The 14,371-nt window shown below is 69.0% G+C and carries 14 protein-coding genes; 5 read left to right on the top strand and 9 right to left on the bottom strand.

Annotated elements, in window-relative coordinates; all coding sequences use genetic code 11:
- Nucleotides 1-266 precede the first annotated feature (266 nt).
- Nucleotides 267-1,811, bottom strand: a complete 1,545-nt coding sequence (gene guaB / locus NOCYR_RS04815; RefSeq protein ID WP_081505309.1) for an IMP dehydrogenase — start codon at nucleotides 1,809-1,811, stop codon at nucleotides 267-269.
- A 232-nt stretch (nucleotides 1,812-2,043) separates the two neighbouring features.
- Between guaB and NOCYR_RS04810 the strand changes: the two genes are divergently transcribed.
- Nucleotides 2,044-2,457, top strand: a complete 414-nt coding sequence (locus tag NOCYR_RS04810) for a DUF5319 domain-containing protein (RefSeq protein ID WP_036533470.1) — start codon at nucleotides 2,044-2,046, stop codon at nucleotides 2,455-2,457.
- Between the two features lie 212 nt (nucleotides 2,458-2,669).
- Here NOCYR_RS04810 and NOCYR_RS04805 read toward each other — a convergent pair whose 3' ends face one another.
- The 3 genes from NOCYR_RS04805 to NOCYR_RS04795 form a co-directional block, all read right to left on the bottom strand.
- Complete coding sequence (locus tag NOCYR_RS04805) at nucleotides 2,670-3,764, bottom strand: anti-sigma-D factor RsdA (RefSeq protein ID WP_014349225.1); 1,095 nt, start codon at nucleotides 3,762-3,764, stop codon at nucleotides 2,670-2,672.
- Entirely contained in the window at nucleotides 3,757-4,335 is a 579-nt protein-coding gene (locus NOCYR_RS04800; protein WP_036533448.1) for a sigma-70 family RNA polymerase sigma factor, read from the bottom strand. The genes NOCYR_RS04805 and NOCYR_RS04800 overlap by 8 nt, the downstream gene beginning before the upstream one ends.
- Nucleotides 4,336-4,501: 166 nt before the next feature.
- The gene (locus NOCYR_RS04795) at nucleotides 4,502-5,383 is read right to left on the bottom strand and encodes a hypothetical protein (RefSeq protein WP_014349223.1); all 882 of its coding nucleotides are present in this window, start codon (nucleotides 5,381-5,383) and stop codon (nucleotides 4,502-4,504) included.
- Nucleotides 5,384-6,069: 686 nt separating this feature from the next.
- Here NOCYR_RS04795 and NOCYR_RS04790 point away from each other — a divergent pair.
- The 3 genes from NOCYR_RS04790 to NOCYR_RS04780 all read left to right on the top strand — a co-directional run bounded on the left by NOCYR_RS04790 (nucleotide 6,070) and on the right by NOCYR_RS04780 (nucleotide 7,546).
- On the top strand, nucleotides 6,070-6,363 hold the full coding sequence (locus NOCYR_RS04790; protein WP_014349222.1) for a WhiB family transcriptional regulator: 294 nt from the start codon (nucleotides 6,070-6,072) through the stop codon (nucleotides 6,361-6,363).
- 354 nt (nucleotides 6,364-6,717) lie between these two features.
- Nucleotides 6,718-7,293 (top strand): sigma-70 family RNA polymerase sigma factor, encoded by a 576-nt coding sequence (locus NOCYR_RS04785; protein ID WP_036533445.1) that lies wholly within the window; start codon nucleotides 6,718-6,720, stop codon nucleotides 7,291-7,293.
- 1 nt (nucleotide 7,294) lies between these two features.
- Entirely contained in the window at nucleotides 7,295-7,546 is a 252-nt protein-coding gene (locus NOCYR_RS04780; protein ID WP_014349220.1) for an RskA family anti-sigma factor, read from the top strand.
- A 137-nt stretch (nucleotides 7,547-7,683) separates the two neighbouring features.
- Here NOCYR_RS04780 and groL read toward each other — a convergent pair whose 3' ends face one another.
- Nucleotides 7,684-9,291 carry a chaperonin GroEL gene (gene groL, locus NOCYR_RS04775; protein ID WP_014349219.1) on the bottom strand — a complete coding sequence of 536 codons (1,608 nt, stop codon included), beginning with the start codon at nucleotides 9,289-9,291 and terminating at the stop codon, nucleotides 7,684-7,686.
- A 102-nt stretch (nucleotides 9,292-9,393) separates the two neighbouring features.
- Nucleotides 9,394-9,696 (bottom strand): co-chaperone GroES, encoded by a 303-nt coding sequence (groES, locus tag NOCYR_RS04770; RefSeq protein WP_014349218.1) that lies wholly within the window; start codon nucleotides 9,694-9,696, stop codon nucleotides 9,394-9,396.
- 595 nt (nucleotides 9,697-10,291) lie between these two features.
- Between groES and NOCYR_RS04765 the strand changes: the two genes are divergently transcribed.
- On the top strand, nucleotides 10,292-11,866 hold the full coding sequence (locus NOCYR_RS04765; RefSeq protein ID WP_014349217.1) for an Hsp70 family protein: 1,575 nt from the start codon (nucleotides 10,292-10,294) through the stop codon (nucleotides 11,864-11,866).
- A gap of 224 nt (nucleotides 11,867-12,090) precedes the next feature.
- Here NOCYR_RS04765 and tsaD read toward each other — a convergent pair whose 3' ends face one another.
- Genes tsaD through tsaB form a run of 3 tightly spaced genes read right to left on the bottom strand, consistent with a single transcriptional unit; the run spans nucleotide 12,091 to nucleotide 14,371 of the window.
- Nucleotides 12,091-13,134, bottom strand: a complete 1,044-nt coding sequence (tsaD, locus tag NOCYR_RS04760) for a tRNA (adenosine(37)-N6)-threonylcarbamoyltransferase complex transferase subunit TsaD (protein WP_048832852.1) — start codon at nucleotides 13,132-13,134, stop codon at nucleotides 12,091-12,093.
- Complete coding sequence (rimI, locus tag NOCYR_RS04755; RefSeq protein WP_014349215.1) at nucleotides 13,131-13,646, bottom strand: ribosomal protein S18-alanine N-acetyltransferase; 516 nt, start codon at nucleotides 13,644-13,646, stop codon at nucleotides 13,131-13,133. The genes tsaD and rimI overlap by 4 nt, the downstream gene beginning before the upstream one ends.
- Nucleotides 13,647-13,648: 2 nt before the next feature.
- Nucleotides 13,649-14,371 carry a tRNA (adenosine(37)-N6)-threonylcarbamoyltransferase complex dimerization subunit type 1 TsaB gene (gene tsaB, locus NOCYR_RS04750; protein ID WP_048832851.1) on the bottom strand — a complete coding sequence of 241 codons (723 nt, stop codon included), beginning with the start codon at nucleotides 14,369-14,371 and terminating at the stop codon, nucleotides 13,649-13,651.

The following is a 14,371-nucleotide window of genomic DNA, read 5'->3' as shown; positions in this document are numbered from 1 at the left end:
CCGCTAACGGGGCTCCTCGAGGTCGCCCCTCCGTTGTCTGGACTTGCGGCACGGTGGCATCGCAAGCTCGCGTCCGTGGGCAGGCCACGGGCTGATGTTGTCTGTGGTGGCGACGGCACAGCTGTGTTGCCACCGATACCGAACGATACCCACCGCGCCACCGCCGACGGGCGAGGGCATGCCGGTACGACCCGGTGGAACTCAGTTCCCGTGCCGCGCCGAACGGTGCGGGCGCTGGTCGTACCCGCAGGCACGACCAGTCAGGATCAGCCGCGACCGGTGTAGTTCGGCGCCTCCACCGTCATGGTGATGTCGTGCGGGTGGCTTTCCTTCAGGCCGGCCGCGGTGATCTGCACGAACTGCGCTTCCTGGAGTTCGGCGACGGACTGGGAACCGGTGTAGCCCATGGCCGCCCGCAGACCACCGACAAGCTGGTGGATGACCTGGTTGACCGGGCCGCGGAAGGGCACCCGTCCCTCGATGCCCTCGGGGACCAGCTTGTCCTCGGCGAGCACGTCGTCCTGGAAGTAGCGGTCCTTGGAGAACGACTTGGCCTGGCCGCGGCCCTGCATGGCGCCCAGCGAACCCATGCCGCGGTAGCTCTTGAACTGCTTGCCGCCGACCAGGATCAGCTCACCGGGCGATTCGGCGGTACCCGCCAGCAGCGAGCCCAGCATCACCGTGGACGCGCCCGCGGCGATGGCCTTGGCGATATCGCCGGAGAACTGGATGCCACCGTCGGCGATGACCGGAACGCCGGCCGGCTTGCACGCCGCGACGGCCTCCAGGATGGCGGTGATCTGCGGAGCGCCGACACCGGCGACCACCCGGGTGGTGCAGATCGAGCCCGGGCCGACACCGACCTTGACCGCGTCCGCGCCCGCCTCGACCAGCGCCTGCGCACCGGCGCGGGTGGCGATATTGCCGCCCACCACCTGGATACGGTCGCCGACCTCGGCCTTGACCTTGGTGACCATCTGCAGCACCTGCGCCTGATGGCCGTGCGCGGTGTCGACCACCAGCACGTCGACGCCGGCGTCGGCCAGCGTCATCGCCCGCGACCAGGCATCCTCGCCGACACCCACCGCGGCACCGACCAGCAGGCGGCCGTCGCGGTCCTTGGTGGCGTTCGGGTACTGATCGGTCTTGACGAAGTCCTTCACGGTGATCAGGCCGCGCAGCCTGCCCTCACCGTCGACAATCGGCAGCTTCTCGATCTTGTGCCTGCGCAGCAGGCCGAGCGCGGCCTCGGCCGTGACGCCCTCCTGGGCGGTGATCAGCGGGGCCTTGGTCATCACATCGGCCACGCGCCGGTCCTGATCGACCTCGAAGCGCATATCGCGGTTGGTGATGATGCCGACCAGCGCGCCGGTCTCGTCCACCACGGGCAGGCCGGAGATGCGGAAACGCGCGCACATCGCGTCGACCTCGGCCAGCGTGTCGGTGGGACGACAGGTCACCGGGTCGGTCACCATGCCGGCCTCGGAGCGCTTGACCGTCTCCACCTGGCTCGCCTGATCGGCCACCGACAGATTGCGGTGCAGCACGCCCATGCCGCCCGCGCGCGCCATCGCGATCGCCATCCTGGCCTCGGTGACGGTGTCCATGGCCGAGCTGCACAGCGGCGTCCGCAGCCGGATCTCCCTGGTCAGCTGGCTCGAGGTCTCGACCGAACTGGGAATGAGATCCGACGCCGCGGGCAGCAGCAGCACATCGTCGAACGTGAGGCCGAGCATGGCGATCTTGTTCGGATCGTCACCACCCGTATGAGGGCGGACAGCGCTTCGTTCGCCCGTTACGGGATTACTCATTCGGATCGACCCCTCCTGGACGTCGACAGTGCCGCGAGGGCCGGACCGGCCGTGCGGACTGTTTCATGGGATGGACTGTGCGGATCTGACACCGCCGACGGGCGTCGGGTACACGTCGGCGGGTTTCACCTATGGTATCTGTCCGGTGGAACACGCCTCGAGTGAGGCCGTCGGCGAAACTGACGGCGCGCATAGCTGGCGCAGACCGCCCTGTTCTGCGTACCGTGGGGATGTGCGTGACCATCTACCACCTGGCTTGCCGCCGGATCCATTCGCCGGAGACCCCTCCGACCCGTCGGCCGCGCTCGATGCCATCGAGCCGGGCGAACCGCTGGATCCTCATGAGCGCCTCGCGGTCGAGGAGGATCTCGCCGATCTCGCGGTGTACGAAGCGCTACTGGGCCATCGCGGTATCCGTGGCCTGGTCGTGAGCTGCGAGGATTGCCGGCAGGATCACTACCACGACTGGGACATGCTGCGCGCCAACCTGCTCCAGCTACTGGTCGACGGCACGGTCCGCCCGCACGAGCCGGCCTATGATCCGACGCCCGAGGCCTACGTCACCTGGGATTACTGCCGGGGCTACGCCGACGCTTCGATGAACGAGGCGTTCCACGGCGACGGCTTCGACGGTTTCGACAGCTGAGACGGTCTCCCCGGCCGTAACCGGTCCGGCCCTTCGGTCCGCCACGCGAACACGCCACGCGTGGGCGAGATCATGATGTGCGTCATCTCACGCACCTTCCCACCGCCTGGAACAATCCCGGGCACAAAAACACCGACCGTCTTTCGACGATCGGTTTCACCCGTCTTTGTTCCCGCTCAGCTTGTGCTGACCACAGGCCGACCCGCTCGGGGTCAGCCCGTGGTCGATCCACCTGTGCCCGGCGATCCGGTACCACCGGCCGGCGGCGTCACCGGCGGGACGGTGGTGATCACCGGCGGCTCGATGATCGTCGACTGCGACACCGTGGTCGGCGTCACCGGCGGCTGCGTGGTGTCCGGCGGCGTGGTCGGCTCGACAGTCGGCGGGGTGCCGGTGTCTTGCGGATCGGTCGTCGGCGGAACGGTCGGTGCGGTCGTGTCCGGCGCGGTGGTCACCGGCGGCTTGGTACCCGACACCGTCGGATCCACGCCCATGATCGTGGGCGCGGTGCTGCCGCTGTCGCCACCGACACCGCCCGGACGCGTGGTCTCGGGACCGGGACGCGTCTGCTCACTGGGTGTCGTGGTGGTGCTACCGGGACGCGTGGTCTGCTCCAGCTGCGCGGCCGCCTCCGGCGACACCTTGCGCAACTCGTTCAGCAGCTGCTGCCAGCGTTCCATCAGATCGCCGCGCTTGGCCGGATCGTCGACCTGCGTCGCATTGGTCGACGCCTGCGCCAACCGAGCTCGGGCCCGCTCGGGGTTGCCCTGCTCGATCAGCTCCTGCGCCGCGGCCAAATCGTCGTCGGCGCGTTGCACCACGGTCGACTGGGCCTGCTCGCTGAACACCACTTCCTTGACCCGCCACAGCGGATCACCGGGCTCGGCGTTATAGGAAAAGGCCGTCATACCGCCGAACACCAGCGCCAAGGCAGCCGCGGTACCCGCGATCGGACGCACCAGCCGCAGCCGGCCGCCCGCCTTGGCACCGACACGCGCCTGGCGCGCGCCGATCTCCTGATTGACCGCCGCGACCACCGTGTCGAGATCCGGTGCGTCCGGAATCGGTGGTGCGACGATCTCTGCCCGCCAGTCGGCCAGCAAAGCCGCCAGCTGGAACTCTTCGGTGCTGTCGGTCTGGACCGGCCCGTCGCTGGCGATGGCATCGATCAGCGCGTCATCGCGGCGTACCGCCGCGATGTCGACCGGAGCGTTGTCGCCAGAGGACCCCTCGGCGTAGGGACCGCTGTCCCGCGATCCACGTCGCGCCCTCCAGTCACCCCGACCGCGCCCGCCATCCCTAGCCATACATTTCACCTGCCCTCGCCACTTGTGACTTCAATTTCGCGAGTGCCCGGTGCTGGGCGACTCGTATAGCTCCCGCCGTACTGCCCACGGCGGTCGCGGTTTCTTCTGCCGACAAACCCATGACCAAGCGCAGGATCAGGATCTCTCGATGCTTTTCCGGAAGCGTGGCAAGCAAACGGTTCATCTGCCTGCTCGTTTCCGATTCGAGAGCTCGCTGCTCGGGCCCGTGGTCGGTGGATATGACATCTGGTACTTCGGCCATCGCCTCCGCCTTGTTACGTGAGGCGTTGCGATGAGCGTCGGCGACCTTGTGCGAAGCGATTCCGTAAACGAAGGCCATGAACGGCCTGCCCTGGTCTTGATACCTGGGCAGGGCTGTCATGACCGCCAGACAGACCTCCTGCGCAACGTCGTCCGCGGACAGCGATCCACGCTCCGCAGCTCCGATCCGTGCGCGGCAATAACGCATCACCAGCGGGCGGATCAACTCCAGTACCTGAGCTAGAGCGGATCTGTCGCCCTGCGCAGCGGCAGCGACGGCGAGGTCCAACTCTTCGCCCGTGTGCGTCATCGTCAGAGATTTTCCTGGCGTTACAAGTGGCACGGCCGGTATCGGCCGATGCTTCCGCGGGTGTAGCGGAACGGATCTAACAATAGCGACACCCGTTGCCGAACCGGGCAACTGCGTCGTCAACCGGCCGCCGACCGGGGCCGATCCGGCAGCACAACGATCTTCGCTACCCGGCGGCCGGACGGAAGCGCCCGCCTAGGCGTTCGATGGCGGCCGCGCATTCGGCCGCCTCCCGCTGTGCCGCAGTGCGATCGATGTCACCTGCCGCTACTCCGGAACGCAACATGGCGCAGGCCCAGCGCAGCGGCAGCAGCCCGTGTTCGCGGCAGTCGGCGGCGACGGTCTCGGCGAGTTCGCTCGCGCGCGCACCCGACCCGTTCGCTGCCGTCGCGGCGGCCACCAGCAGTCGCGATTTCACCTGATGCCGCACCGACTGCCCCTGCTCGGCGAGGGCCAGCGCGGCCTCGGCGTGCGGTAGGGCTTCGGCCGAGCGCCCGGCGGCGAGTGCGGTCTCGGCGCTGACCCAGCGCAATCGGATCGCGAGCCGCAATCGCCGCGGGCCGGGCGCCTCGGCGTCGGCGCCGAGTAGCGCGCGCACCCGGACGAGCAGATCGGTGGCCAGGTCGGTGCGCCAGGTGCCGAGCGCGTCGGCGGCCAGCCCGGTCAGCGCATCGCAGGCGGCGTCGATTCGGTCGGGCGCATCCTCCTGGATATGGGCGTGCGTCCGCCCCGGCAGGACCAGCGCCGCCGCCGCACCGTCGTGCCGGGCGGCGACCGCATGCCAGCCGAGTTGACGCAACAGTGAGCCGCGGGTCGCGGCGGCGAGGGCCGCGAGCACCGGATCGACGCGGTGGCCGGTCAGCTCGCGCAGTTGTGTGCGGGCGGCGGCGTAGCGGCCCTGACCGCCGAGGGCCACCGCGCGCAGCCAGGCCTCGCGGGCGTCGCGGGCGGCCGGCAACTCGGTAGCTGCCATACCGGGACGAGCACCGAAGGCGGCCTCGGCGAGCAGCGCAGCGCGCGGGTCTGGGCGGGGAACCGGGACGAACACGGCCGCACTCTATCCCGCCGCGCACCGCGACCACCGCATCCGGCGAGGCAGCACGGCCCGCGAGCAACCGTTCAGCTTTTCTTTTGCCCGCGATACATACGGGACAACGAATGCGTCGGTACGCGTCATGTTTCCATCAGGTAAAACTCGCCCCGGCAATCGGCGGGCATGCACCCCGCGAATTCATATGCGTTTCGCGCAATTAACCCGCGCGCCCCGTTAACGCCATCTCACCCTGTCCGGTTCACCATGGCCGGCGCAGCGCGTCCGCAACGCCGGGTGACCGAGGACCGCTCGACTATCTGACCCGAGCACCGAAGGCGGCCTCCACCTGCATGGATCCCCGGGCACCGAAGACACGTCGGCACACAGCCGTTGAGGCCAACCGGCCATTATCGCCGGAAGCAACGTTAAAAGTAGACAGTGAGAAGGTTAAATTTGGCCGCTGAACATTTGCGAAACCGCTGCGCCGAACTATTGACGGAAATTCGCGCCGGGACCTAACGTAACTCATCGCCACGGACGGCGCCGCGCGAAATTGCAGCGACCATCATTGGCGGGCTCTCGGACGACACACGCCGCACCGTGGCCGGAATGTGCTCGGCCGGACCGATATCCGCGCCGGGAGTAGTTGCAGACCACCTGCTCGACAACGTCGACGAGCTCGCACCACGAGGAGTTCACACATGCCCATGCCCACCCACCTTCCCGGACCGAACGCCGATGTCTGGGATTGGCAGATGCGCGGATCCTGCCGCGGCGTGGACTCCGCGGTGTTCTTCCATCCCGACGGCGAGCGCGGCCGCGCCCGGACCGCGCGCGAGATGCGCGCCAAGGAGATCTGCCACAGCTGCCCGGTGCTGATGCAGTGCCGCACCCACGCCCTCAAAGTCAGCGAGCCCTACGGCATCTGGGGCGGCATGTCCGAGACCGAGCGGGAGATGCATGCCCGGCGCAACCGGCGCCGGATGGCGGTCTGAGTCGCCGCTGGTCACGCTCGCGCGCCGGCGTTCGCGACGGATTGTGAATCCATCCCATCCGCATCGCGCAGGGCGCCGAATCCCTAGCAACAACTGCTGACAGCACTATCGGTCGAGTCGCGCGCCGGCACACGGTTGTTCGACTCGCACGCACGACAACGTCCGTCAGGCCGCCGGTCACCACCGGGTTCGCCTGTCGGCGTCGAACGCACGCTGTTTCACAGGCCCCCTACCGCGCGGATCCCATAGCGGCACGCTACGGTAGTGACCGATGACACAGAATGGAGCGTTGTGACAACGCGGCCGCCGGCCGCAGAGGGCGACTCGTTCCGTGGAGAAGCCTTTCCACTCAGCGTGGAATCTGCGGTCTCGGCACGCGCAGCTGAAAGCATCGAACTCGCCGCGCTTTTACATCGGTGTGGCCAGTCCGACCAGGAAGCGTTCGCCGAGCTCTACGACCGTACGTGTGCGCGCGTCTACGGTCTGGTGTTGCGCGTCCTCCATGATCCGGGCTATGCGGAGGAGACCGCACAAGAGGTCTACCTCCAGGTCTGGCGAACGGCGGCGAGTTTCGATCCGGACAAGGGGTCGGCCGCGACTTGGCTGATGACGCTGGCACATCGCCGCGCCGTCGACCGGGTGCGCGCCGAGCAGGCCCATACCCAGCGCGAAGTCGCTTACGGGATACGGGTTCTCGGCAACGACTTCGACGAGGTCACCGAGGAGGTCGAGCGTAAATTCGAACAACAGGCCGTCCTGGACAGTCTCGGTGCGCTCACCGAAACTCAACGGGAGGCCATCTCGCTCGCCTACTACGGCGGGCGAACCTACGCCGAGGTGGCCAGCCATCTGGGCGTAGGGTTACCGACCGTTAAGTCCCGAATTCGGGACGGATTGACACGACTGAAGAAAAGTTTGGGGGTGACGTGAGATGAACGAACGCCAGATCGATCTCGCGCACACCGTCGCGCTCGGATCGATCGACGACGAAGACCATCAAGCGGTACAAGAACTGCTCGACAGTGAAGACCCCGCTCGGCGTGCCGAGTTCATCACCGAGGTGCACCTCACCAGGGAGGCTCTCTCAGCGCTCGCCGCCGCGACGGCTGTTCAGCCGCCGGCGGCGCTGCGCGGGCGGCTGCTCACCGCGATCGCCGCGGAGCAGCCGCCGGTCGCTTCCTGACTTCTGCTCCGGGTTCCGCCCCGGATTCTGTTGCGGTTTCCCGCGTCCCGACCCCGAACGGCCGAAAACGAACGGACCGTTCACGTCCGCGGGGAACATGAACGGTCCGCTCGATCACCTTTAAGGCGTCAGCCGGATCAGTGGCTGTGGCCGTGCCCGTGATCGTCGGCCTCGTCGGCCGGCTTGTCGACGATCGCGCTTTCGGTGGTGAGCACCATCCGCGCCACGGACGCGGCGTTGATCACCGCCGAACGGGTCACCTTCACCGGATCGACGACGCCGTCGGTGAGCAGATCGCCGTAGCTGAGGGTGGCGGCGTTGAAGCCTTCCTTGCCCTCGGCGACCTTGCTGACCACGACCGAGCCGTCGACGCCGGCGTTGGTGGCGATCCAGAACAGCGGCGCGCGCAGCGCCTGGCGCACCACCTCGATGCCGACCGCCTCGTCGCCGGACAGCGAATCGCGCAGCTCGACCAGCTTGGTGCTCGCCTGCACCAGCGCGGTACCGCCGCCGGGGACGATGCCCTCCTCGACCGCCGCCTTGGCCGCGCTGACCGCGTCCTCGACCCGGTACTTGCGCTCCTTGAGGGCGGTTTCGGTGGCCGCGCCGACCTTGATCACCGCGACGCCGCCGGCCAGCTTGGCCAGCCGCTCTTCCAGCTTCTCCCGATCCCAATCGGAGTCGGTCGCCTCGATCTCGCGACGCAGCTGGGCGCCGCGGGCCGCGATGTCCTCGGCCGTGCCCGCACCGTCGATGATGGTGGTGTCGTCCTTGGTGACGACGACGCGACGCGCCTTGCCGAGCACCTCGAGACCGGCCTCACGCAGGTTGATGCCGAGGTCGGGGTTGACCACGGTGCCCGCGGTGACGACGGCGAGGTCGTCGAGGAAGGCCTTGCGGCGGTCACCGAAGAACGGCGCCTTGACCGCGACCGCCTTGATCGTCTTGCGGATGGCGTTGACCACCAGGGTGGACAGCGCCTCGCCCTCGACGTCTTCGGCGATGATCAGCACCGGCTTGCCGGATTCGGCGATCTTCTCCAGCAGCGGCAGGAAATCGGGCAGCGAGCTGATCTTCTCCCGGTGCAGCAGGACGTAGGCGTCCTCGAAGGAGGCCTGCTGGGTGTCGGTGTCGGTGACGAAGTAGGGCGAGAGGTAGCCCTTGTCGAACTGCACACCCTCGGTGACCACGAGCTCGGTCTGCAAGGTCGAGGACTCCTCGACGGTGACCACGCCGTCCTTGCCGACGGTGGTCAGCGCCTTGCCAACCATCTCGCCGATCTCCTCGTCGCGCGAGGAGACGGTGGCGACCTGCGCGATGGCCTGCTCGCCGGAGACCGGGGTGGCCTGCGCCAGCAGCGCCTCGGAGACCGCGTCGGCGGCCTTGGCGATGCCGGAGCCGATCGCGATCGGGTTGGCACCGGCGGCGATGTTCTTCAGTCCGCCGCGCACCAGGGCCTGGGCCAGCACGGTGGCGGTGGTGGTGCCGTCACCGGCGACGTCGTTGGTCTTGGTGGCGACGCTCTTGACCAGCTGGGCGCCGAGGTTCTCGAACGGGTCCTCGAGATCGATGTCGCGCGCGATGGTGACACCGTCGTTGGTCACGGTCGGGCCACCGAACGCCTTGGCGAGCACGACGTGCCGGCCGCGCGGGCCGAGGGTCACCTTGACCGCGTCGGCGAGCTTGTCGACACCGCGCTCGAGAGCCCGGCGAGCCTTCTCGTCGAACTCGATCTGCTTTGCCATATGTGTTCGCTCCTGTGTTTCGGTGCGCTGTCACAGTGCGCGGAACGCACTCCGCCCCGGGTCACGACGACACCGGGGCGGAACGCCATGCGCAGCGATGACCTACTTGCTGACGACAGCCAGCACGTCGCGCGCGGACAGGATCAGGTATTCCTCACCCTGGTACTTGATCTCGGTGCCGCCGTACTTGCTGTAGATGACGGTGTCGCCCTCCTGGACATCCAGCGGGATGCGCTTCTCGCCATCCTCGTCCCACCGGCCGGGGCCGACGGCGACAACGGTGCCCTCCTGCGGCTTTTCCTTCGCAGTGTCCGGGATGACCAGGCCGGAGGCCGTCGTCGTCTCGGCCTCGTTGGCCTGGACGAGGATCTTGTCCTCGAGCGGCTTGATGTTCACGCTCGCCACGTTGAGCCCTCCACTTTCAGGGGATAACGGTCGTCCGGGACTGTTGTCCCGGACCATCGGTTCGGTCACGATGCCGACGCCTGCGCACGGCCCCGTCGTCGCGGGTGCCGGGACCTGCTCAGTAGTCGAACTGGCACTGGCACACACATCACACAGCGCCACTAGCACTCTATACACGAGAGTGCCAGCGCTCAAGGCCGGGCGGTGCCAATTCGCCGGATCGTCGTCGGGGGCATCGCCGCAGCGCAGGGCCGATCTATACATTCGGCACGCCCCCAGCTCCGAGGGCTTCCCATTACTTCACAAAATCTGTAACGTTCGGATAACGGATTGTGACAGTATGGACGACGGTCGCTGGGTGGCCGCCGGGTTCATCACGAACCGGCGTCCGCAGCGCACCACCGGCCGTCACGAACGATCCGGCCAGCTGCACAGTAGAGCCAAGCAACACCCGATCCACGACCGTCCCCGCGCCCACCCGGCAACGAGACGGCCCGGATAGCGAACCCGGTTCGATCGTCATCCACGCGGTGCGCCGGGAGTCCATTCGAGATGGTCGCCCGACACCGGACCATCCGCTCGAAGGGAGGTGAACATGCGAACATCCCTCGGTATCTCCGCCGGGAACGAGGTGGTGTGCTCGGCGCTCGTCGCCACCGCCGGAAACGGGGCCCAGAGCTTCGACTACCGGGTGGTGTCGGCCGACGCCCATTCCGATCTCGGCGATCTGGTCGCCTCGTCGATCGAGCTGATGACCACTCAGCTGCCGACGACCCATCCGCACGATACGGGTTACGCGGGCACCAAGGCCTTCGATCTCGATGCGGCGCTGAGCCGTCCGCCCACCGCCGTCGCGGTGGCCTACCGCAGCAAGGCCCAGGCCCAGGCCATCCGCTCGGCCACCGGCAAACAACACGAACTCCAGCTGGTACCCGAGGCCACCGCCGCGCTGGCCTACCTGCGGCACACCGGCCTCGTCGACCGGTACCGCACCGTCGCGCTGGTCGACGTCGGCGCGTCCGGCGTCACCGTCACCGTCGCCACCCAGGCCGACGGCACCGTGCTGCATTCGGCGCGCACCACCACCGTCAGCGGCAATGCCATCGACGAACTGATCTACCACCATCTGGTCGACGCGCACTACGCCCGCCGCGGCACCCGGCCCAATCGCACCATGCTCACCAACCGGGGCCGCGCCGCCAAGGAACATCTGTCCATCGCGCCCGCGGTCACCATCGACCATGTGGCCGGGCGTCCGCTCAAGCTCACCCGCACCGACTTCGAGGAATTGATCGCCGATCAGCTGCGCGAACTGGCCGCGTTCACCGCGGTCACCTTCGGGCGCGCACCCGAGCGGCCGGAAGCGGTCTGTGTGATCGGCGGCGGCGCCAATATGCCCGCCGTGGTGGAGACGCTGCACCACGAGCTCGATATCCCGGTGCTCACGGTGCCCGATCCGGACGCGGTCATCGCCAAGGGCGCCGCGCTGGTCGCCGACGAGACCCAGCCCGCCGCCGGAACCGTCGCCGCGCTGGCCTCGGACGCGCCGGTGGGCACCTTCACCAAGGTCGTCGGCACGCTGGCCGGCGCCATCGTCGTGGTCGGGCTGGTCATCGGCTACGGCGTGAAGGCGCTCGCCCCGACCTCCGGCGAGGAGGTCTCCCCCGCGGGCACCACCAGCAGCACCGAACTGCCGCCTACGATGACGTCGTATCCGCCGGCCATCCCCGGCAGCGCCACCACCGGCGGCGAGCGCCAGGTCCCCACCGGACCCACCGGCACCACGATCGCGCCGAGCACCAGTCCCGATGAGGTGCCGAGCACCACCGGCGTCGCGCCGACCACGCCGCGTACGTCGTCGTCACAGCCGACGCTGCGGCCCGACCCGAATCTGCCGCCGATCCCCTTCCCGGAGCTGCCCGAGCTGCTTGGCCCGTTGTTCCCGCCCACCACCACGCCGCCGTCGGGTTCCGGGGCGGCGCCGGACACCGGGCGCGAGGGCGCTGAAGACTCCGAGCCGACGACCACCGGCACGCCGACCCCCGGCGCCGCGCCGACGACGGTGCGGCCGAGCGGCCCACCGGCTCAGGCACCGGCGCAAGGCCGCGTGCCGCTCCCTCGGGCCGGCACGGGCTCATCGGAGGGCGAGCCGATCAAGCCGACGGACTGAGCAGCGGCGCTCCTGCCGCCACCCGAAGTCCCCACGAGTCGACAGATCGAGCATCCCGCGTCGACGCCAGATCGCGCCCCGATGCACCATGGCCGGTGCCTCCGTCCGCACCCAGCGCCCGGGGTCCAGCGGTTGCAAAGCTCAGGATCGCCGGCCAACCGGCACCGGGCAGACCGCGGTCGAGCCCGCGCGCACATCGGCGGCCGAGGCCCGGCAGTTCTGGCTCAGGAAATCTGACTGACCGACACCGGCAGCCCCGGGTCGGTCGCCACCGTCAACGGCGACGGCTGCGCGCCACCCGCGATCACATGGGCGCCCAGCGCCGCGATCATCACACCGTTATCGGTGCACAGCCGCGGCTTCGGCACCCGCAGCTCCAAACCGGCTGCCGCGCAACGCTCTTCGGCCAGCGACCGGATCCGCGAATTGGCGGTGGCGCCACCGCCGAGCACCAGCGTGCCCACGCCGACGTCCTGCGCCGCGCGCACCGCCTTCATGGTGAGCACATCGGCGACCGCCTCCTGGAACGAGGCCGCGATATCCGGGATCGGCAGATCCGCGGCCGCCACCCCGTCACGCTGGGCGGCCTCGACATAGCGGGCCACCGCGGTCTTCAAGCCGGAGAACGAGAAGTCATAGCGCGGATCGCGCGGGCCGGTCATCCCGCGCGGGAACGCGATGGCTTTCGGGTCACCCGAGGTAGCGGCCGCGTCCAGCGCGGGGCCACCGGGGAAGCCGAGACCGAGCAACCGCGCGACCTTGTCGAACGCCTCGCCCGCCGCGTCGTCGACGGTGCTGCCCAGCTCGACGATCGGCTCGGCCAGATCGGTGACGTGCAGCAGATGGGTATGCCCGCCCGAGACCAGCAGCGCCACACACGGCGGCATCGGCCCGTGCTCGAGGGTGTCCACCGCGACATGCCCGCCGAGGTGGTTGAGCGCGTAGAACGGCACATCCCAGGCCGCGGCGTAGGCCTTGGCGGCGGCGACACCGACCAGCAGCGCACCGGCCAGGCCGGGGCCGATGGTGACCGCGAGCGCGTCCGGGGCGACGATGCCCGCGCTCGACAGCGCGCGCCGCATGGCGGGCACGATGGCCTCCAGATGCGCGCGCGAAGCGATCTCGGGCACCACACCGCCGAAGCGGGCGTGCTGGTCGACGCTCGAGGCGACCTCGTCGGCCAGCAGCTCACACGTGCCGTCCGGGTGGCGGCGGACGATGCCGACACCGGTTTCGTCGCAGGAGCTCTCGATACCCATGACGATCACGACAGCACCTCGTCCGGTCGATTCGCCTCGCCCCACTGCGCGCTCTCCGGCGACAGCGCAGGCCTGCGCATGGTGTAGGCGTCGGCGCCGCTGGGGTGGTAGTAGTTCTTGCGCAGCCCGATGATGTGGAAGCCGTGCTTGGCGTAGAGCGCGATGGCCGGGGCGTTGTCGGTGCGGACCTCGAGGAATACCGGCCCGCCGCGCACGCCCGCCTCGGCGAGCAGGGCTTCGAGCAGTTTGGTCCCGATGCCCGCGCGATGGCATTGCGGGTCGACGCCGATGGTGTGCACCTCGGCCTCGGGGTGTTCGGTATCACCGAGCAGCGCGATCCCGGCGTAGCCGACCATCCGGCCGTCGTCGTCGCGGGCGGTGATGTAGCGGTTGTGCCCGGCCGCGAGCTCGGACCGGAACGACACCGCATGCCAGGGGTCGTCCTCGGGGAACAGCAACTGCTCGAGTTCCACGCAGCGGTCGATATCGGCGACGGTCATCGGTTCGATGCGGATACCCACGACTACGCCCCCGTCCGGTCGAGGGTGCGGTAGCTCTGCTCCACCGCGTCGGGCCTGCGCAGATACAGCGGGACCAGCGGTTCGGGCACCGCTCGTGCCAGCACGGCCGGCGCCGCGACCCGCACCAGCCCGGCCGGTGACGGCGTCTCCACCGGTAGCACCGGTAGGTCGAACAGGTCGACGTGGGAGGCCGACCCGGCGACGACGGTGGCCTGCTCGGTATCCAGATCCCCTGGCTTGCCCACATCGGGGCCCGCGACGCGGCGGCCGATGCCGCCTTGGGCCCACGGCAGGTCTTCGCGGTAGCGCGCCGAGTACACCTCGCGGCGGCGGGCATCGGTCACCACCAGCAGTTCGGCCCCGGGGGCGAGGTCGCGGGCGCCGTCGGCGGCGATGGCGTCGAGGCTGCACACGCCGTACACCGGGATGCCGAGGGCGTCACCGAAGGCGGCCGCGGTGGCCATGCCGACCCGTAATCCGGTGAACGGCCCGGGCCCGACACCGACCACGACGGCCGCGATATCGGTCCTGGATCGCCCTGCCTCGCTGAGGCATTCGAGGATCTGCGGGGTGAGCACCTCGGCGTGGGCGCGGGCGTCGACCCGCACCCGGACGGCGATGGTGCGCACGTCGGCCGGTGCCTGGGCACCGGCCGCGGACTGCTCCAATTCCACCAATCCCGCTGTAACGGCGGGCGTCGCGGTGTCGACAGCAAGTACAAGCAT

This window comes from Nocardia cyriacigeorgica GUH-2, from assembly GCF_000284035.1.
GTDB classification, from domain to species: domain Bacteria; phylum Actinomycetota; class Actinomycetes; order Mycobacteriales; family Mycobacteriaceae; genus Nocardia; species Nocardia cyriacigeorgica_B.
Note: the sequence above shows the minus strand (reverse complement) of the source record. Positions and strands in the feature narration are given on the sequence as shown.